We start from the raw sequence: 19,658 nt of genomic DNA on the forward strand, positions 1-19,658 counted from the left end.
GGCAACGATAACAAAGACAAATTGGGGGGATGCGATGGTCGATGTGACGTCACAGATGTCGGTGCAGACGACTGCGGCGGCAAAGCCCCCGGCGCGGCGCTATTACGTGCTGGGCCTGCTCACCATCATCTATGCGCTGAACTTCCTCGACCGCACGATCTTCAACGTCCTGATCGAGCCGATCAAGAAGGAGTTTCAGCTCAGCGACACCATGATGGGCCTGCTCGCAGGCTTCGGCTTCGCACTGTTCTATTCCCTGCTCGGCATTCCCATCGCGCGCGTCGCCGACCGGCTCAACCGGCGCAACATCGTCGCGGTGGCCCTTGCGTTCTGGAGTGCGATGACGGCGTTGTGCGGGGCGGCCTCGAGCGTGACCTCGCTGGCGCTGGCGCGCATCGGCGTCGGCATCGGCGAATCCGCGGGCTCGCCCGCCTCGCAATCGATCGTCGCCGATCTCTTCACCAAGAACGAGCGCCCGCGCGCGCTCGGCATCTACGCCATCGGCACCTATCTCGGCGTCTTCCTCGGCTATTTCATCGGCGGCTACGTCAACCAGCACTATGGCTGGCGGATGGCGTTCTACGTCGCCGGCCTGCCCGGCATCCTGGTCGCATTGATCCTGTGGCTGACGATCTCCGAGCCGAAGCGCGGCGCCATGCAGGAGAGTTTCGTGCCGGAGCCGCTCGGGCCGACACTGCGCTTCCTGGCCTCGCAGCAGAGCTTCATCATCGTGCTGATCGGCTTCTGCCTCACCACCTACACGAACTACGCAACGGCGGCCTGGATCCCGCCGTTCCTGGCGCGCGTGCACCATCTGTCGAGCGCCGAGATCGGCACCTATGCCGGCACCTTCAAGGGGCTAGCCGGCATGGCCGGCACCCTGCTCGGCGGCTTCGTGGTGGCGCAGATCAGCCGCCGCGACGACCGCTGGAAGCTGTGGGCGCCGGCGATCACCTCAGGGCTGGCCGGCCCGGTGTTCGCGCTGTGCATGTTGACGCAGGATTTCTCGATGATGGTCGCGATGCTGGCGCTCACCTCGTTCCTGGTCGGCTTCCATCTCGGACCGATCTTCGCGATCGCGCAGACGGTGGCCAAGCCATGCATGCGGGCGCTCGCCTCCGCCCTGATCGCGCTCACCGCCACCTGCTTCGGCCAGGGTGTCGGCCCGCTTGCCGTCGGCATGGTCAACGACGCCCTCAAGGGCACTTACGGCGCGGACGCCGTGCGCTATTCCCTGCTCTCGGCGGCGGTCACGACCACGCTGGGCGCCCTGCTGTTCGTCTGGGCGGCCCGCACGATCCGGGGCGATATCGGCCGGGCGGCCGCCTGAGAGCTGTTCCGGCCGCCAGCCCGGCGAAACCAAGCGGGCGCGATAATGAAACCATTTTGCGGAACCCGCGAAACCATCCGGAAACAGATGGTCCTTAAGACATGAGCCCATAGACGGCGGCTAAGCCCGTCGGGAGGCTTATATGAACCACTCAATTCACTCGGCTGATCGTGGCACCCACCTGAAGATCGTGGTGGTGGCGCTGGTTGCCGGTATTCTGGTCGCCGGCTTCGGCATCGCAGCCCGCACCAACGTCGATTACAGCCAGACCGCCCAATCGGCTCACGTGATCAAGGCCGGCAAGCCGGTGGCCGTGACCAGCGCAGGCACGTCGGAGATTCGCTGACACGCCCTGTTTCGGGCTGACCGAGGCCGCCGCCTGGCGGCCTTTTTCGTTTTCCAGAGCAATGCTTAGCCGATGCGTCCTGACAAAGCGCAACGTCCTTGACTTCACCAAGCCCCGCCTTTAAGTCCCCCCTCGTTCCGCGCGCTTTCAGCGAACCACGCGGGAGTAGCTCAGTTGGTTAGAGCGCCGGCCTGTCACGCCGGAGGTCGCGGGTTCGAGCCCCGTCTCTCGCGCCATTTTGGCAATCCCTTCATAGTCTTAGCCCGAACTTCTCGATGCCTTTCGCGGCATTGCCGGCGTCTGCCGGGAACTCGTGGCATAGTCAGCCCGCGCCCGAATCGTCTAGGCCTTCCAGGACTTGGAGGGATCCCCACGCTTGACCGGCTTTTCCGGGGCTTCCCTGTCATTGAGGAGGCCAGACATGGCTAAGAAGGATTCGGCCAAGAAGGATTCGGCGAAGAAGGCAGCCGCTCCCGCCACCATCACGCTCAAGCACCTCGCCGCTGACATCGCGGAGAGCCAGGACCTCTCGAAAAAGCACGCCGAGGCCGTCCTGACCGACATGGTCGATCTGATCGCCAAGCACCTCAAGAAGGGCGACCGCGTCCGCATCGTCGGGCTCGGCATCCTCCAGGTCCGCAGGCGCGCCGCCCGCACCGGCCGCAACCCCACCACCGGCGAGGCGATCCACATCAAAGCCAGCAAGAAGGTCGCCTTCCGCCCGGTCAAGGAGCTCAAGGAAGCGATCTAGCCGCTACGTTTCGTTAAGCCTGATCCACTTCGTTCCGGCCGCATCACGGCCCGCTTTTCTGATATACCGCCTGCATCCCCCCAAGACCCGGCGGTTTGACCAGAAATGTCCTCCCTCTCCTTTTCGCACACCGTGACCGAACGCTTCCTGCGCTACGTCACCATCGACACCCAGTCCGATCCGGAATCCCCGGCCTCGCCCTCGACCGAGAAGCAGAAAGATCTCGGCCGCGTGCTCGCCGCCGAGCTGAAGGCCATGGGCGTCGCCGACGCGCATCTCGACGACTTCGGCTACGTCTACGGAACGATCCCGGCCAACACGACCAAGAAGGTGCCGGTGATCTGCTTCTGCTCGCACATGGACACCTCGCCCGACGTGACCGGCAAGGACGTCAAGCCGCAGCTGGTGAAGGACTATCGCGGCGGCGATATCACCCTGCCGGGCGATACCAGCCAGGTGATCCGCTTCACTGAACATCCCGCGCTGAAGAACCAGATCGGCAACGACATCATCACCACCGACGGCACCACGCTGCTCGGCGCCGACAACAAGGCCGGCGTCGCCGAGATCATGGATGCCGCGCATTTCTTCATCAACAACCCCGATGTGAAGCACGGCACCATCAAGATCCTGTTCACGCCGGACGAGGAGATCGGCCGCGGTGTCGACAATGTCGACCTGAAGAAGCTCGGCGCCGATTTCGGCTACACCATGGACGGCGAGAGCGCCGGCAGCGTCGAGGACGAGACCTTCTCGGCCGACGGCGCCACCATCACCATCAACGGCGTCAGCGCCCATCCAGGCTACGCCAAGGGCAAGATGGAGCACGCGATCAAGATTGCAGCCGCCATCATCGAGCGCCTGCCCAAGGAAGGCTGCTCGCCCGAGACGACGTCAGGCAAGCAGGGCTTCCTGCATCCGATCGGCATCGACGGCGCACTGGAGCAGGCGACGCTCTCATTCATCGTGCGCGACTTCACCGAGGAAGGGCTGAAGGAGAAGGAAGTCCTGCTCGAGAACATCGTCAAGGACGTGATGAAGGACTATCCGCGCTCGACCTACAAGTTCGAGGTCAGGGAGCAGTACCGTAACATGAAGCAGGTGATCGACCGTCACCCGCACATCCTCGAATACGCCATCGAGGCGATCCGCCGTGCCGGTCTGCGCCCGATGCGCACCGCGATCCGCGGCGGCACCGACGGCTCGCGCCTGTCCTTCATGGGCCTGCCCTGCCCCAACATCTTCGCCGGCGAGCACGCGTTTCATTCGCGGCTCGAATGGGTCAGCCGGCAGGACATGGAAAAGGCGGTGCAGACGATCGTGCATCTCGCGATGATCTGGGAGGAGAAGGCGTAGGAACGCCGCGCCTCCCGGGGGCAGGGCAAAATAATTCCGAGCCCTGCGGAACGATCCAGTGCGGGGCGCGTTAGCGCCTCAAGTCCCAAGGATGAGAATGTGAGCACATAAGGCCTCAGCCGGTCAGCCCCGGGCTGGGGCCTTTCCGTGTTTGGATCGGGCGCAAAGGCCCCCCTCAGGCAGTCACGGCAGCTTGCCCGCCGCGATACTCCGCCCATGCTTGCCGCAAGATTTGCAGCGACGAGGTCAGGAAGATTCCGGCCATCACGCCGGCGACAGCCAGATCGGGCCATGCCGTCGCGGTTCCAAATACACCGATGGCAGCGACCATCACGATGACGTTGCCGATCGCGTCATTGCGCGAGCAGAGCCAAACCGAGCGCACATTGGCGTCGCCGTCCTTGTAGCGCGCAAGCAAGAGAACCGAGGTCAGGTTCGCCGCCAGCGCGGCCAGGCTCATCGCTCCCATCAGCTCCGCACGCGGGAGCCCCAGGACCAGGGTCTGATAGAGCGTTGACCCGAACACCCAGGCGGCCATGGCACTGAGCGACACCCCCTTGAACAACGCGGCGGTGGCACGCGTCTTGATGCTCGCGCCGATTACCGAAAGGCTCAGGCCGTAGGTGACCGTGTCGGCGAGGAAGTCGAGAGCGTCGGCCTTGAGAGCCTGGGAGCCGGCCAAATGGCCCGCCACCATTTCACTCACGAACATCGCCGCGTTGATGGCGATGACGGTCCACAGCACGCGCTTGTATCGCGGATCAAGCCCGTCGAAGACCGGAACGCCCGCCGAGCAGCAGTCGGCGCAGCCTGACGCAGCGACTTCCTCCACACGGGGCTTGGCGGCTTCCCCACAGCACGCATCGTGCGAGCAGCAAGACTCTTCCGGCATTCCGAGCTCCCTCTCGTTGTTTCTATCTTACCATCGGACCGTAACGATGGCGATGAACGAACGACGCTGCTTGCAATCGCATGGACACATGCGGGTGCGACGTTCAGTTCCGCACACGTAACATTATTGCGGGTCGACACTGTTCCGGTCGCCATGCTACGAACCCGGACGTAACCAGAGTGACTTCGTGACTGCGATCCGCCGCCCGATCAGATTGTTTCGCCTGCGCAACTGGCGCGGGCTGTTGGCTGCGTGTCTCGCAATCAGCTACCTGCTGTCGGGCGTGTTGCATACGTGCCAATGCCTGGACGTGACCAATCCGTTCGGCCAGCTGGAAATCGCTGCGTCGCCGGGACCCGATTCCGGAGATACGGATAGCAAGACGCTGGCAGCCCATCACTGTCATGGCTGTTTCTCGGTGGTCTTCGCGCAACTGCTGCTGCCTGCCGCAATATCGGAGTTGGTGGCCGCGTCAAATCCGCCTCGCCTGACTGTGCTTGCTGGCGTCGTGCCTGACACCGACTCTCCGCCCCCCAAACATCTGACCTGAACTGATCAGCCGGGCGCCCGTGCGCCTACGATGCTATTGTTCACAGGTCACCTTCATGTCTTGCAGACGGACTGCCGCGCGCCTGGCGTGCGCGATGGCGATTTTCGTCAGCCCCTGGCTGACGCAGCACGCGCACGCCCAGACGCTTACGATGCGAAGCGCGCTGTCGCGCGCGCTGGCCGCGAGCCCGCGGCTCACCGCGGCAGAACGCGACGTCGGCATCGCCACGGGTCAGCGCATCCAGGCAGGCGCGCTGCTCAATCCGGAACTGTCCTATGAGCAGGACAATTCGTTCGGGTCGGGCATCTATCGCGGCACGAGATCGGCCGAGACCACGCTCCAGATCAGCCAGGCCTTCGAGCTGTTCGGCAAGCGTGATGCGCGGATCGCCGCAGGCGCCGCCGGCATCGAGGTGGCCGCGATCCAGCGCAAGGCGGTCAGGCTGGAGGTGTTGTCAGAGACTGCGATCGCCTTCCTCAGCGTGCTCGGTGCGCAGCGGCGCATCCAGATCCTCGACGAGCAGATCGCCGCGATCGACCGGCTGACGCCGCTGCTGCGCCGCCGCGTCGAGGCCGGCGCCTCCTCGCCGGCCGAGACCGGCCGCGCCGAGGTCGCGTCCGCCCTGGTGAAGGCCGACCGCGAACGCTTCAAGGCAACGCTGGCGAGTGCCAGGCGCGAGCTTGCGGTGCTGATGGGGGATCCCGCGGCAAAATTCGGCGAGGTCTCCGGCCGGCTCGACACCACGGGAAAGACGCCGACGTTCCAGTCGGTCGTTGCCGCCATCGATGCCAATCCGCAGCTGGTGCGCTGGACAGCCGTGTATGCCCAGCGCAATGCCGAACTGTTGATGGCGCGCTTAAGGCCCTATCCCGACGTGCGGATCGCGGCGGGATGGCGCCATTTCAACGAGACCAATGACGACGCGGTGCGCCTTACCGTCTCGGTGCCGATTCCCGTGTTCGACCAGAACCAGGGCAATATCCTCTCGGCGCAGGAAAGCCTCGCCAAGACCAGGGCCGAGCGCGAGGCCAACCGCAACACGCTGATCGTGGTCGCCGGCCGCGCCTACGACTCGCTCCAGGGCTCGCTGCGCGAGCTCGCGGTGCTGCGCGAGACCGCGATTCCGAAAGCCGCGGAAGCCTCGGAAGCGATCGCGCAGGGCTACGGCCAGGGCCGCTTCTCCCTGCTCGAAGTGCTCGACGCCCAGGCGAGCGTCACCCAGGCGCGGCTGCGCGAGCAGGAGGCGCTGCAGAACTTCCATGCCGGCGTTGCGACCATCGAAGGCCTCGTCGGCAATCCCTTTGCGCTGGCCCGGGAGAGCGCGCGATGAAGACATCCTCCACCATCCTGATCGCCATCGTTGCCGCCGCACTCGGCGCTTACGGCTATTCCCTGCTCGCGCCCAAGGTTGCGCCGACGGAGCATGCCGAGCATTCCGAACAGAAGAAGCCGAACGACCATGTCGAGCAGGACGAGCACGGCGCCGACCGCATCCGCATCTCCGACGTCAAGCTGGCGGCTGCCGGTGTCACGCTGGCGGAGGCCGGGAGTGCGACGCTGACCGATACGCTGTCCTTCAACGGCATCTTGCGCGCCAACCAGGAAGCCGTCGTGCAGGTGACGCCGCGCTTTCCGGGGGTCGCCAAATCGATCCAGAAGCGCATCGGCGACAGGGTCGGCAAGGACGATCTGCTCGCCGCGATCGAGAGCAACCAGAGCCTCACCGTTTACGAGCTCAAGGCGCCGATCGCCGGCACCATCATCGAGCGGCAGATCTCGCTCGGCGAATACGTCTCCGAGCAGAAGCCGGCCTTCGTGGTCGCCGACCTCTCGACGATCTGGGTCGACCTCTCCATTTACCGGCAGGATCTACGGCGCGTCCGTCTCAATGACGAGGTGCTGATCGATCCCGACGACGGCCGCGGCGAGATCAAGGGCACGATCTCCTACATGGCGCCGATCGGCAGCAGCGAGACCCAGACCGCGCTCGCCCGCGTGGTGCTGCCAAATCCGGACGGGCGCTTGCGTCCCGGCCTGTTCGTCACGGCGCGGCTTGTGCTCGCAAAACGTCACGTCGCCGTGGCGGTACGCACAGGGGCGATCCAGATGCTGGAGAATAAGACGGTCGTGTTCGTCCGCGAAGACGACGACAAGATCGAGGCCCGCCCCGTGGAAACAGGCGATTCCGATGCGAAGTTCGTGGAGATCCGTGCAGGCCTCTCGGCCGGCGAACGCTACGTCGCCGAGAACAGCTTCGTGGTGAAGGCGGAGATGGGCAAGGGAGAGGCCGACCATGATTGACGCCCTCCTCGCCCTCGCCATCCGCCAGCGCTGGATGGTCATCCTCATCACACTCGCGGTCGGCGCCTTCGGCGCCTGGAACTTCACGCGTCTGCCGATCGATGCCGTGCCTGATGTCACGAACGTCCAGGTCCAGATCAACACCCGTGCGCCCGGCCTATCGCCGCTCGAATCCGAGCAGCGGATCACCTTTCCGATCGAGACCGCGATGGGTGGCCTGCCCAAGCTCGAATATACCCGGTCGATCTCGCGCTACGGTCTCAGCCAGGTCACCGTCGTGTTCCAGGACGGCACCGATATCTATTTCGCACGCCAGCTCGTCAACGAGCGCATCCAGCAGGCACGCGACCAGTTGCCGGCCGGCGTCGAAGTTGCGATGGGGCCGATCTCGACCGGTCTCGGCGAGATCTACGTCTACTCGGTGGAAGCCAAGCCGGGCGCGAAATCTCCGACCGGCCTCGAATTCACGCCGACGGAATTGCGTACCATCCAGGACTGGATCATCAAGCCGCAATTGCGCACCATCCCCGGCGTGATCGAGGTCAACTCGATCGGCGGCTACGAGCGGCAATTCCACGTGCTGCCGATCCCCGCCCGTCTGATGGCCTACAAGCTCGGTTTCCGCGACATCATGACGGCGCTGACCGCCAACAACGCCAATGTTGGCGCTGGCTATATCGAGCGCAACGGCGAGCAATATCTCGTCCGAGCGCCCGGCCAGGTCGCCAATATCGACGACATCAAGGACATCGTGATCGGCTCGCGTGGCGGGGTGCCGGTACGTATCCGTGACGTCGCCGACGTGCAGGAAGGGCACGAGCTCCGCATGGGCGCGGCGTCAGCCAACGGCAAGGAGACCGTGCTCGGCACCACCATGCTGCTGATCGGCGAGAACAGCCGCACCGTAGCCCAGCGCGTGGCGGCTCGACTCAACGAGATCGCAAAATCGCTGCCTGAGGGCGTGATCGCGCACGCGGTTTACGACCGCACGCATCTGGTGGAAGCCACCATCGAGACCGTCGAGAAGAACCTCGTCGAGGGCGCGGCGCTGGTGATTGCAGTGCTGTTCCTGATCCTCGGCAACATCCGCGCCGCCCTGATCACCACCTGTGTCATTCCCCTCTCGATGCTGTTTACGATATCAGGCATGGTCGAAAGCAAGGTCAGCGCCAATTTGATGAGCCTGGGCGCGATCGATTTCGGCATCATCGTCGACGGCGCAGTCATCATCGTCGAAAACTGTTTGCGGCTGCTCGCCGTCGAGCAGAGCCGGCGCGGACGGCTGCTGTCGCTGGAGGAACGGCTGGAGACGATTCACGCGGGCGCGCGCGAGGTCATCAAGCCGAGCCTGTTCGGCACGTTGATCATCGCGGTCGTCTATCTCCCGGTCCTCACCCTGACGGGCACCGAGGGCAAGATGTTCACGCCGATGGCGCTGACCGTGCTGATGGCGCTCGCGGGCGCGGCGCTGCTGTCGGTCACGTTCGTCCCGGCTGCGGTGGCGATCTTCGTCACCGGCAAGGTCTCGGAGAAGGAAAACATCTTCATGCGGGCGGCAAAACGGTTCTATTTGCCGCTGCTCGAGCGTGCCATCCGCTACCGCGGCAGCGTCGCGTTCGGTGCCGTCCTGATCGTCGCCGGCAGCATCTTCGCCGCGACGCGTATGGGCGGCGAGTTCATCCCGAGCCTGGACGAAGGCGACATTACCATCGAGACCATCCGGATTCCCGGCACCAGCCTGACCCAGAGCGCCGACATGCAGATTCGGCTGGAGAAAGCGGTCAAGCAGGTTCCAGAGGTGGCGACGGTCTTCTCCAAGATGGGCACCGCCGAAATCGCCAACGATCCGATGCCTCCGAATGTCGCCGACACCTTCGTGACGCTGAAGCCGCGTGAGGAATGGCCCGACCCCGCCAAGCCGAAGAACGAGGTGATCGAGGACATCGAGCGCACCGCCAACACCCTGCCCGGCACGGCCTATGCGATGACCCAACCGATCCAGATGCGCTTCAACGAGCTGATCGCCGGTATCCGCAGCGATGTCGGCGTCAAGATCTTCGGCGACGATCTCGACGTGCTGGCCGGCATCGCCCAGCAGGTCAACGGCGTGGTCCGCGGCATCGAGGGTGCAGCCGACGTGAAGACCGAGCAGGTCGCAGGCCTGCCGATCCTCACCGTCAAGCTCGACCGCCAAGCGTTGTCGCGTTACGGACTCAGTCTCAGCGAGGTGCAGAACCTGGTCGAGATCGCGATCGGCGGCAAGCCGGTCGGAAAGCTGTTCGAGGGCGATCGCCGCTTCGACATCGTGGTGCGGCTGCCGGAAAACCTGCGTGCCAACCCCGACACGATCAAATCGCTACCGATCCCGCTGCCGCCGGGCGACGATATCCCCGCCGTCACCAAGACCGCCTGGCCAGGTGCATCGGGCTCGACGCTCCGCTACGTGCCCCTGTCCTCGGTTGCGACGATCGAGATCGCGCCCGGCCCCAACCAGATCAGCCGCGAGAACGGCAAGCGCCGCGTGGTGGTGATGGCCAACGTTCGCGGGCGCGACCTGCGCTCCTTCGTCGCCGAGGCCCAAGAGGCGGTGGCCGAGAAGGTCAAGCTGCCGCCCGGTTACTGGATCGGCTGGGGCGGACAGTTCGAGCAGCTGGTCTCCGCCACCAAGCGGCTGACCATCGTGGTGCCGGTGGCGCTGCTGCTGGTGTTTCTGCTGTTGTTCATGGGCATGGGATCAGTGGCGGATGCGGCGCTGGTATTCTCCGGCGTGCCGCTGGCGCTGACCGGCGGGGTCGCCGCGCTGTTGCTGCGCGGTATTCCTTTATCGATCAGCGCCGGCGTCGGCTTCATCGCGCTGTCGGGCGTCGCCGTGCTCAATGGCCTCGTCATCATCGCTTTCATCGAGCGGCTGCGCGGCGAAGGGCGGCCGATCGCAGAAGCCGTACGCGAGGGCGCACTGACGCGGCTGCGCCCGGTGCTGATGACCGCCCTGGTCGCCTCCCTCGGCTTCGTGCCGATGGCGCTCGCCACCGGCGCCGGCGCCGAGGTGCAGCGTCCGCTGGCGACCGTGGTGATCGGCGGCATCATCTCCTCGACCGTGCTGACGCTGCTGGTGCTGCCGGCGCTCTATGCGCTGTTCCGGCGTGACGCGGCAACCGAAACGCCTACAATGGCGCCTGATTTGGCGGCGTCCGGGGAGCGCTAGATTTGGGCAGCCACGACCATCACGGTCATCACCACCATGATCATGCCGGCCACGGGCATGACCACGGGCATAACCACGGACATAACCATGGTCCTGGCCACGCGCATGTCCATGCGCCCGCCAATTTCGGCACGGCGTTCGCGATCGGCATTTCGCTCAACACCGCGCTGGTCGTGGCCGAGGCGATCTACGGCTATATCGGCAACTCCACCGCCCTCCTCGCTGACGCCGGCCATAATCTCAGCGACGTGCTCGGCCTGGTCGTGGCCTGGTGCGCATCGATCGCGGCACGGCGCGCGCCGAGCGGCCGCTTCACCTATGGCTTTCGCGCCTCCACCATCCTGGCGGCGCTGGCGAACGCGGTGTTCCTGCTGGTCGCGACAGGGGCGATCGGCTGGGAGGCGATCTTGCGGCTGCGCGAGCCGGAGCCGGTCGCAGGCGTCACCGTGATGGTGGTCGCCGGCATCGGCATCCTCATCAACGGTTTTACCGCCATGCTGTTCGCGCGCGGACGCAAGGACGACATCAACATCGAAGGCGCCTATCTGCACATGGCGGCCGACGCCGCGGTCTCGCTCGGCGTCGTGGTCTCGGCGGCACTGATCATCTGGACCGGCTGGCTCTGGCTCGATCCCGTCACCAGCCTCGTCATCTGCGCCACCATCCTCTGGAGCACCACCAGCCTGCTGCGGGGCTCCATCGACATGTCGATGGCGGCCGCGCCCAAGGGCACCGACATCGCCGCAATCAAGATCTTTCTGCTGGAGCGACCAGGCGTCTCGGGAATCCACGATCTCCACGTCTGGCCGATCTCGACCACCGAGACGGCACTGACCTGCCATCTCGTCATGCCCACCGGCGCCGGCGATGCATTCCTGATGGAGACGGCGCAGATGCTGAGGGCGTCGTTCCGCATCGGCCACACCACGCTCCAGATCGAGACGCATCCCGACAATGGCTGCGCGCTCGCGCCGGATGATGTGGTGTAGGACCCACAGGCCCATCCACGCCGTCATTGCGAGGAGCGAAGCGACGAAGCAATCCAGACTGTCTCCGCGGAGGCAGTCTGGATTGCTTCGCTACGCTCGCAATGACGGTGGATAGTACGCCGCCTACGCCGCCTTCGCCGTGACGATCCAGATCGCGCCCTGCAGCGCTACGCTTTGTCCCTTCATGAACGGCGCCAGCATCTCGCGGATCGAGGCTTTTGCGGCCTCGTATGTCTCAGGCGGATGGCCTTGCAGCGCGCGGCTGGCGGGGCCGATCTGGAGCGAGCCCTCGACCGCGGCATCGAGGCCGCCGCCGATCGCGACATCCATCGCGAGGTTGTGCGGCTCCATCGCCACGTCCACGAAGCCGGCGCCCTTCAGGATACGCATCACGCGCTCTTCCGAGGCAAAGGCGAACGGTCCCGGCTCTTCCGGCCCGACCGGCGGCATCTTCGGGACATGTTTGTAGACCGCCATCAGCGGCGCCATCATCCACGGGTTTTCCTTCGGCTCGCGCCAGCAGGCGAAAGCGAGCCGTCCGGTCGGCTTCAGCGCGCGGCGGAGGTTGGTGAAGGACGCGATCGGATCGGCGAAGAACATCACGCCGAAGCGCGATGCCAACAGGTCAAAGCTCGCCGGCTCGAACGGATGGACCGTCGCATCCGCCAGCACGAAATCGAGCGGCAGGCCTCTTGGCGCAAACGCGCGCGCCTGCGACAGCATGGGATCGGAGACGTCGAGGCCGAGCGCGAAGCCATCGGGCGCGACGGCCTTCGCGAACGCGAACGTCGTCGCACCGGAGCCGCAGCCGACATCGAGCACGCGCTCGCCCGGCTTCGGCCTGGCGCGATCGATCAGCACGTCGGCGATGGGCCCGAGCAGGCTCTCCTGGGCAGCGTGCCGATCGGCCCAGCGCTGCCCGCTCGGACCGTTCCAATAAGCGATCTGGTCGGCATTCTCTGCGTGTCCGCTTGGCTGTTCCATGGATCCCCTCCGGCAGCTTGGTCGAAAGACCCCGATGCCGAAAAGCAAGGACGCCGTCAACTGAGGCGGCCTGTTCGGTCCACCTGTCAGCGAGACGTTCTTGCGTTCACGCCGCACGACACGGCGTCAGAGGTTGACGGACCGCCGAGGTCTTCAACTGCCGACCTGCGCTACGCCGGATCATTCGGCCGCGAGCGAAACTCCGGTTCGCTTGGCGAGGACGCGGCGAAAGTCGGCTGCCAGCTCGTCGTAATAGTTGGCAAGCTCCTCGTAGAAGGCCCGACCGGCCTCATCAGGAGCTTCTTGAGCCGCTTTCATGCAGTGGGCGGCTTTCGACTCGTACCTTTCCAGCTTGATGCGAAGATCACTCATCACGGCGATACTCCACGCTGCCACAGGGAGCCGTAACGTTGGTTCGGATGGCGATCAAAAAGATGACCGAAAAAGGGCAATTTTGGACCCTTGGAGGGCGGCTCGTGGGCGTCCGATGCCAGGCGCAACGAGCCAGGACAGCCGCCAGCGGCCAAATCGGCGCGCCGTCAGCCGGAACTACCAAATTGGAATGATGGAGCCGCGGCGGCTCATGCGTCGCGCTTCGCGCAAACACGCCCGGCAACAATGTCGGTAGATGAGGTCCAGCAGAGCACACATTGGCCACCCCTCCATCGTGAATCGCGGTGGACATTGGCCGACTCGCGGGCGGACGCCTGTGACAATCATCACAAAGGCGGTGTTGCTGGAGCCCTGTTTGCGATGCGTTCGGGCCTTGCTCGAACACCCGCGGGAGGGCTAAAGAGGCGCCTTGGGGCGGTTAGCTCAGCTGGTTAGAGCATCTCGTTTACACCGAGAGGGTCCGCGGTTCGAATCCGTGACCGCCCACCAGCCTGCGCTCGCGCAGCGACGCAGGCTGCCACGCAGAATCCCAACGGGCGAAGGCGGGCTTTTTGCGGCGAGCTTCGGCTTGGCAAGCCAGCCTAATCCCCCGGCCTCCCCGGCAGCAACGGCACCGCGTCGATCCACACCGCCGCCGACTGGCACCAGATCTGCCTGACGGGCCGCAATTTGTCGCGCTGGCGGATTGAGCCCCAGCGGATACCCCAATCGTCGGCCTGATCACCCTCGCCGCTGGTGAACAGCGGGGAACCGCAGTCGGCGCAGAAGTGCTGGAAGCGCATCCGGCCGTTTTCGCCGCGCTTGCCGTAGACTTTTGGCGTGCCGGCGGTCAGCCTGACGTCGGCCTTGGTGCAGATCGCGGTCACCCGGAACGGCGATCCCGTCAGGGTCTGGCAATCCCGGCAATGGCAGACCGACACCGCCTCGGGGTCGACCTCGGCCTCAAAGGTGATCTGCCCGCAATGGCACTGCCCGTCGATCTGCATCGCCCTGATCCCTGCCCCCAAAACAAAAACGGCGCCCGAAGGCGCCGTTTTATCATCTTTCGCTGAACCTTAGTGAGCGGTCAGTCCGCCGGCGGCCTCGTCCCCGTCCGGCTTCACCGTCACCTTGGTGTCCTCTTCCCAGACGATCGGCACGGGCTTCTTCACCAGCGCCTTGGCGACGACGTCGTCCAGACGCGACACCGGGATGATCTCCATGCCGCCCTTGATCGCATCGGAAATCTCCGTGAGATCCTTGGCGTTATCCTCGGGGATCAGCACCGTCTTGATGCCGCCGCGGGCAGCGGCCAGCAGCTTCTCCTTCAGGCCGCCGATCGGCAACACACGGCCGCGCAGCGTGATCTCGCCGGTCATCGCGACATCGTGGCGGACCGGAATGCCGGTCATGACCGAGATGATCGCGGTGGCCATCGCCACGCCCGCCGACGGACCGTCCTTCGGCGTCGCGCCTTCCGGCACGTGCACGTGGATGTCGCGCCGGTCGAACAGCGGCGGCTCGATGCCGTAGACGATCGCACGCGAGCGCACGTAGGACGCCGCTGCCGAGATCGATTCCTTCATCACGTCGCGCAGATTGCCCGTGACCGTCATCTTGCCCTTGCCGGGCATCATGACGCCTTCGATCGTCAACAGCTCGCCGCCGACATCGGTCCAAGCCAGGCCCGTGACGATACCGACCTGCGGCTCGCTCTCGATCTCGCCGAAGCGGTACTTCGGCACGCCGAGCAACTCTTCCAGAGTCTTCTCGGTGACCTTGACCGACTTCTTCTTGGAGATCATCAGCTCCTTCACCGCCTTGCGGGCGAGTGTGGAGAGCTCACGCTCCAGATTGCGCACGCCCGCTTCGCGGGTGTAGCGGCGGATCAACAGCAGCAACGCGTCGTCGTCGATCGAGAACTCCTTGGAGTCCAGGCCGTGCTTGGACACCGCGTTCGGGATCAGATGCTTGCGCGCAATCTCGACCTTCTCGTTCTCGGTGTAGCCCGCGATCCGGATGATCTCCATGCGGTCCATCAGCGGTCCCGGAATATTGAGCGTATTCGCGGTCGTGATGAACATCACGTTGGACAGATCGTAGTCGACCTCGAGGTAGTGGTCGTTGAAGGTCCCGTTCTGCTCGGGGTCGAGGACCTCGAGCAGCGCCGAAGACGGATCGCCGCGGAAATCGGCGCCCATCTTGTCGATCTCGTCCAGTAGGAACAGCGGATTGGACGACTTCGCCTTCCGCATCGACTGGATGATCTTGCCGGGCATCGAACCGATATAGGTGCGGCGGTGACCGCGGATCTCGGCCTCGTCGCGCACGCCGCCGAGCGAGACGCGCACGAACTCACGTCCGGTCGCCTTCGCGATCGACTTGCCGAGCGAGGTCTTGCCGACGCCGGGAGGTCCGACGAGGCAGAGGATCGGTCCGGTCAGCTTGTTGGCGCGCGACTGCACCGCGAGATACTCGACGATACGGTCCTTGACCTTCTCCAGCCCGTAGTGATCGGCATCCAGAACCGCCTGCGCCGATTCCAGATCCTTCTTCACCTTGGACTTCTTGTTCCACGGGATCGACAGCAGCCAATCCAGATAGTTGCGCACGACGGTCGCTTCCGCGGACATCGGCGACATCTGGCGCAGCTTCTTCAATTCATGCTGCGCCTTCTCGCGCGCTTCCTTGGAGAGCTTGGTCTTGGAGATCTTCTCTTCGAGATCGGCCAGCTCGTCGCGACCGTCGTCGTCGCCGAGCTCCTTCTGGATCGCCTTCATCTGCTCGTTGAGATAATACTCGCGCTGGGTCTTCTCCATCTGGCGCTTGACGCGCGAGCGGATGCGCTTCTCGACCTGCAGCACCGAGATCTCGCTCTCCATCAGGCCCAGCACCTTCTCGAGGCGCGTGGTGACCGACAGCGTCTCCAGGATTTGCTGGCGATCCGCAATCTTGACGGCGAGATGCGAGGCAACGGTGTCGGCGAGCTTGGCGAAATCGGTGATCGCCTGCACGACGCCGACGACCTCGGCCGAGATCTTCTTGTTGAGCTTCACATAGCTCTCGAAGTCGGACACGACCGAGCGCGACAGTGCCTCCGCCTCGACCGATTTCGCATCGGTGTCGGCGAGCGCAATCGCGGTCGCTTCGTAGTACTCGCTGCGATCGGTGTATTTCTGCACGCGCGCACGCTCGAGCCCTTCGACCAGCACCTTCACGGTGCCGTCGGGAAGCTTCAAGAGCTGAAGCACGCTGGCGAGCGTACCGGTCTCGTAAATGGCGTCGGGCGCCGGATCATCGTCGGACGCGTTCTTCTGCGTCGCGAGCATGATCAGCGCGTCGTTCTTCATCACCTCTTCGAGCGCGCGGATCGACTTCTCGCGACCGACGAAGAGCGGAACGATCATGTGCGGGAAGACGACGATGTCGCGCAGCGGCAGCACGGGATATGCGTGCGTTTCGCCATGGACGATGGTTGGCCGGGGTTTTGGATTAGTCATGGCCTTTTCCTTTTGCTTTACCCCCTTGCACGCAGCCCGCCATGCTCATGCGCAACCGCCACAAGGTGCCGAGGTGATCCACAAAACCGGCCTACCATTCTAAGGTTGGACCGGGCTTGCCGGATCGGAACTGAGGCGAATCTTGAAGAGAATTTTCGCTCGCCGTCGACATTAGGTGGCTATCGACCGGGGGGGTGTCAAGTCATTGAAAGACGCGCGCCATCAGGCGCTTACGCACGCGTATAAGCGACGCAACATCGGCTGCGGAGAACCATTCCGCAGCCGCTACTATCAAAGACGATTGGAGCGTTCCAGCGCCGTAAATCAGGCGCTGGCGTTCTCGACGGCGCGATCGGACCGATCGGCGTAGATGTAGAGCGGACGGGCCGTACCTTCCACGACTTCGCGCGAAATCACGACTTCTTCCACACCTTCGAGGCCCGGCAGGTCGAACATGGTCTCGAGCAGGATCGCCTCGAGGATCGAACGCAGACCACGCGCGCCGGTCTTGCGCTCGATCGCCTTGCGGGCGACCGCGCCAAGCGCCTCGTCGGCGAAGGTCAGCTCGATGTTCTCCATTTCGAACAGCCGCTGGTACTGTTTCACCAGCGCGTTCTTCGGCTCGGTGAGGATTTTCTTCAGCGAAGTCTCGTCCAGATCCTCGAGCGTCGCCACGACCGGCAGACGGCCGACGAATTCGGGGATGAGACCGTACTTCAGGAGGTCCTCAGGCTCGACGTGGCGGAAGATCTCGCCGGTACGGCGATCCTCCGGCGCGAGCACCTGGGCGGCGAAGCCGATCGAGGTCGACCGCCCGCGCGCCGAGATGATCTTCTCGAGGCCGGCGAACGCACCGCCGCAGATGAACAGGATGTTGGTGGTATCCACCTGCAGGAACTCCTGCTGCGGATGCTTGCGGCCGCCCTGCGGCGGGACCGAAGCCACCGTGCCTTCCATGATCTTCAGCAGCGCCTGCTGCACGCCCTCACCCGACACGTCGCGCGTGATCGAGGGATTGTCGGACTTGCGGCTGATCTTGTCGATTTCGTCGATGTAGACGATGCCGCGCTGGGCGCGCTCGACATTGTAGTCGGCGGCCTGGAGCAGCTTCAGGATGATGTTCTCGACGTCCTCGCCGACATAGCCGGCTTCGGTCAGCGTCGTGGCATCAGCCATCGTGAACGGCACGTCCAGGATGCGGGCGAGCGTCTGCGCGAGCAGCGTCTTGCCCGAACCGGTCGGACCGATCAGCAGGATGTTCGACTTCGCGAGCTCAACGTCGTTGTGCTTGGTCTGGTGGTTGAGGCGCTTGTAGTGATTGTGCACCGCGACCGACAGGACCTTCTTCGCATGGCTCTGGCCGATGACGTAATCGTCCAGGACCTTGCAGATTTCCTTCGGCGTCGGAATGCCGTCGCGCGACTTCACGAGCGAGGATTTGTTCTCCTCGCGGATGATGTCCATGCAGAGCTCAACGCACTCGTCGCAGATGAAGACCGTGGGACCCGCGATCAGTTTGCGGACTTCGTGCTGGCTCTTGCCGCAGAACGAGCAATACAGTGTGTTCTTGGAGTCGCTCGTGCCGACCTTACTCATTCATGTCTCCGTCCGCGGTTCGATCCCGCTCCGCTCGATCGCTCCATTCCGGCACGCATGCCGTATGAAGTTCAAATAGAGCAAATTCCGTACCAAAAAAGACCCTACGCGTTACATCCCGTGCGAATCACGGTCACTCGATTCTCCGCGATCATAGCCGATCAATCGTAGCCAACCATGCTGTCACCCGACTATCAAGAATTCGCTAATCGAGGGGGCGCTGGCTACCCGTGACAATACCGTGATTTCACGTCTTGGCACGGACGAAGTGATCGAAATCGCCCCGGAGTTGCTGGATTGCCACGAAAAACAAGCACGAAAGCGGAACTTTCTGCCTGTCGCGGGGCGCAAGACTGTTTTTTGCGCCGCCGCGTAGTGCGCCGTTAACGTGAACGTCGCCCTGACGATCCCGAGAAATCCCCATAGGTATTCCAGGGATCGATGTTGCAGCCCCGTTCGCGTTACTGCGGTTTCGCCGCCGGCTCTTCGGCGCGCTTGTCGATGACCCTGTCGACCAGGCCGAACTCCTTGGCGTCGTTCGCGGTGAGGAACTTGTCGCGTTCCAGCGCGTCCTCGATGGTCTTGTAGGTCTGACCGGTGTGCTTCACGTAGATCTCGTTGAGCCGCTTCTTCAGGTTCAGGATTTCCTGCGCGTGCAGCATGATGTCGGTGGCCTGGCCCTGGAAGCCACCGGAGGGCTGATGCACCATGATGCGCGCGTTCGGCAGCGAGAAGCGCATGTCCTTCTCGCCGGCGCAGAGCAGCAGCGAGCCCATCGAGGCGGCCTGGCCCGTGCACAGCGTCGAGACCGGCGGGCGGATGAACTGCATGGTGTCGTAGATCGCGAGGCCCGACGTCACCACGCCGCCCGGCGAGTTGATGTACATCGAGATTTCCTTCTTCGGATTTTCCGCTTCAAGGAACAGGAGCTGCGCGACCACCAGCGTCGACATGCCGTCCTCGACCGGCCCGGTCAGGAAAATGATGCGCTCCTTCAACAGGCGCGAGAAGATGTCGTAGGCGCGCTCGCCACGGTTGGTCTGCTCGACCACCATGGGCACGAGGTTCATGTAGGTTTCAACCGGATCGCGCATGAGTCACCTAGGGTTTTAGGAGGCGGACATTGCCAGTCTTGGCTGCCAGTTTGGCTGGATTTGCCGGAAGGCCGATGGACGCCAGTGATGCAGGAAGTGGGTAGAGGTAGAACGCTTGGTATAAGACTTGGGTACAGGGCGTACCGACAGATATAGCCCAATTCGCGCCAGACAAGTGCGGAGCGAATTAAGGCTTAATCCACGGGGCACTTGAAGCTGATTCTCGCAAACAGGCCCAGCCAGCCAGTTGGCTAGCCGGGCCCCTTTGCTGATCATCCTTAATGGAAGGCTTTCCTAGGAGCCCGTCCAGTTATCGTTTTGGCTGGTTAGATTTCATTACGATAGCCCGCTCATGCGGTACTGGCGAGGTTGCCGAGCTTGACGAGGTTGTG

At 64.0% G+C, this 19,658-nt stretch carries 16 protein-coding genes and 2 tRNA genes; 11 read left to right on the plus strand and 7 right to left on the minus strand.

The features are described from left to right. The first annotated feature begins 34 nt into the window (after positions 1-34). From IVB46_RS08195 to pepT, 5 genes are all read left to right on the plus strand, one after another. Positions 35-1,330: an MFS transporter gene (locus IVB46_RS08195; RefSeq protein WP_247342458.1), complete on the plus strand. Its 1,296-nt coding sequence runs from the start codon at positions 35-37 to the stop codon at positions 1,328-1,330. A 142-nt stretch (positions 1,331-1,472) separates the two neighbouring features. Next, positions 1,473-1,676 (plus strand): hypothetical protein, encoded by a 204-nt coding sequence (locus IVB46_RS08200; protein ID WP_166097000.1) that lies wholly within the window; start codon positions 1,473-1,475, stop codon positions 1,674-1,676. 159 nt (positions 1,677-1,835) lie between these two features. Beyond that, positions 1,836-1,912 (plus strand) — tRNA-Asp (locus IVB46_RS08205). Between the two features lie 185 nt (positions 1,913-2,097). Then, on the plus strand, positions 2,098-2,427 hold the full coding sequence (locus tag IVB46_RS08210; RefSeq protein ID WP_247301954.1) for an HU family DNA-binding protein: 330 nt from the start codon (positions 2,098-2,100) through the stop codon (positions 2,425-2,427). 105 nt (positions 2,428-2,532) lie between these two features. Then, entirely contained in the window at positions 2,533-3,783 is a 1,251-nt protein-coding gene (pepT, locus tag IVB46_RS08215) for a peptidase T (protein WP_247301958.1), read from the plus strand. Between the two features lie 175 nt (positions 3,784-3,958). Here pepT and IVB46_RS08220 read toward each other — a convergent pair whose 3' ends face one another. Further along, positions 3,959-4,675, minus strand: a complete 717-nt coding sequence (locus tag IVB46_RS08220; RefSeq protein ID WP_247301961.1) for a cation transporter — start codon at positions 4,673-4,675, stop codon at positions 3,959-3,961. A gap of 187 nt (positions 4,676-4,862) precedes the next feature. On the opposite strand from IVB46_RS08220, the gene IVB46_RS08225 reads away from it, so the two are divergent. From IVB46_RS08225 to IVB46_RS08245, 5 genes are read left to right on the plus strand one after another with little or no spacing between them, the layout of a single operon-like run. Continuing rightward, complete coding sequence (locus tag IVB46_RS08225) at positions 4,863-5,225, plus strand: hypothetical protein (protein WP_247301964.1); 363 nt, start codon at positions 4,863-4,865, stop codon at positions 5,223-5,225. A 55-nt stretch (positions 5,226-5,280) separates the two neighbouring features. Beyond that, positions 5,281-6,555 carry a divalent metal ion exporter subunit IhpA gene (gene ihpA / locus IVB46_RS08230; protein ID WP_247301967.1) on the plus strand — a complete coding sequence of 425 codons (1,275 nt, stop codon included), beginning with the start codon at positions 5,281-5,283 and terminating at the stop codon, positions 6,553-6,555. After that, positions 6,552-7,526, plus strand: coding sequence for a divalent metal ion exporter adaptor subunit IhpB (gene ihpB, locus IVB46_RS08235; protein ID WP_247301970.1), 975 nt, complete (start codon positions 6,552-6,554; stop codon positions 7,524-7,526). The genes ihpA and ihpB overlap by 4 nt, the downstream gene beginning before the upstream one ends. Beyond that, entirely contained in the window at positions 7,519-10,731 is a 3,213-nt protein-coding gene (locus IVB46_RS08240; protein ID WP_247301973.1) for a CusA/CzcA family heavy metal efflux RND transporter, read from the plus strand. Before ihpB ends, IVB46_RS08240 begins: the two co-directional genes overlap by 8 nt. 2 nt (positions 10,732-10,733) lie before the next feature. Then, on the plus strand, positions 10,734-11,720 hold the full coding sequence (locus IVB46_RS08245; protein WP_247301976.1) for a cation diffusion facilitator family transporter: 987 nt from the start codon (positions 10,734-10,736) through the stop codon (positions 11,718-11,720). Between the two features lie 123 nt (positions 11,721-11,843). Here IVB46_RS08245 and IVB46_RS08250 read toward each other — a convergent pair whose 3' ends face one another. Together IVB46_RS08250 and IVB46_RS08255 are read right to left on the minus strand one after the other, a co-directional pair. Then, on the minus strand, positions 11,844-12,704 hold the full coding sequence (locus IVB46_RS08250) for a methyltransferase domain-containing protein (RefSeq protein ID WP_247301979.1): 861 nt from the start codon (positions 12,702-12,704) through the stop codon (positions 11,844-11,846). Between the two features lie 180 nt (positions 12,705-12,884). Next, positions 12,885-13,076, minus strand: a complete 192-nt coding sequence (locus IVB46_RS08255; protein ID WP_014494837.1) for a hypothetical protein — start codon at positions 13,074-13,076, stop codon at positions 12,885-12,887. A gap of 433 nt (positions 13,077-13,509) precedes the next feature. On the opposite strand from IVB46_RS08255, the gene IVB46_RS08260 reads away from it, so the two are divergent. Beyond that, positions 13,510-13,586 (plus strand) — tRNA-Val (locus tag IVB46_RS08260). Between the two features lie 92 nt (positions 13,587-13,678). Here IVB46_RS08260 and IVB46_RS08265 read toward each other — a convergent pair. The 4 genes from IVB46_RS08265 to IVB46_RS08280 form a co-directional block, all read right to left on the minus strand. Then, on the minus strand, positions 13,679-14,083 hold the full coding sequence (locus tag IVB46_RS08265; protein ID WP_247301983.1) for a GFA family protein: 405 nt from the start codon (positions 14,081-14,083) through the stop codon (positions 13,679-13,681). Positions 14,084-14,152: 69 nt separating this feature from the next. Beyond that, positions 14,153-16,576, minus strand: a complete 2,424-nt coding sequence (gene lon / locus IVB46_RS08270; RefSeq protein WP_028149034.1) for an endopeptidase La — start codon at positions 16,574-16,576, stop codon at positions 14,153-14,155. Between the two features lie 324 nt (positions 16,577-16,900). Further along, a complete protein-coding gene (clpX, locus tag IVB46_RS08275) occupies positions 16,901-18,172 on the minus strand; it encodes an ATP-dependent Clp protease ATP-binding subunit ClpX (protein WP_014494834.1) in 1,272 nt (423 codons plus the stop codon). A gap of 461 nt (positions 18,173-18,633) precedes the next feature. After that, positions 18,634-19,266, minus strand: a complete 633-nt coding sequence (locus IVB46_RS08280) for an ATP-dependent Clp protease proteolytic subunit (RefSeq protein WP_063982958.1) — start codon at positions 19,264-19,266, stop codon at positions 18,634-18,636. Positions 19,267-19,658 lie beyond the last annotated feature (392 nt).

The sequence above is a fragment of the Bradyrhizobium sp. 61 genome, from assembly GCF_023073075.1.
Classification (GTDB): domain Bacteria; phylum Pseudomonadota; class Alphaproteobacteria; order Rhizobiales; family Xanthobacteraceae; genus Bradyrhizobium; species Bradyrhizobium barranii.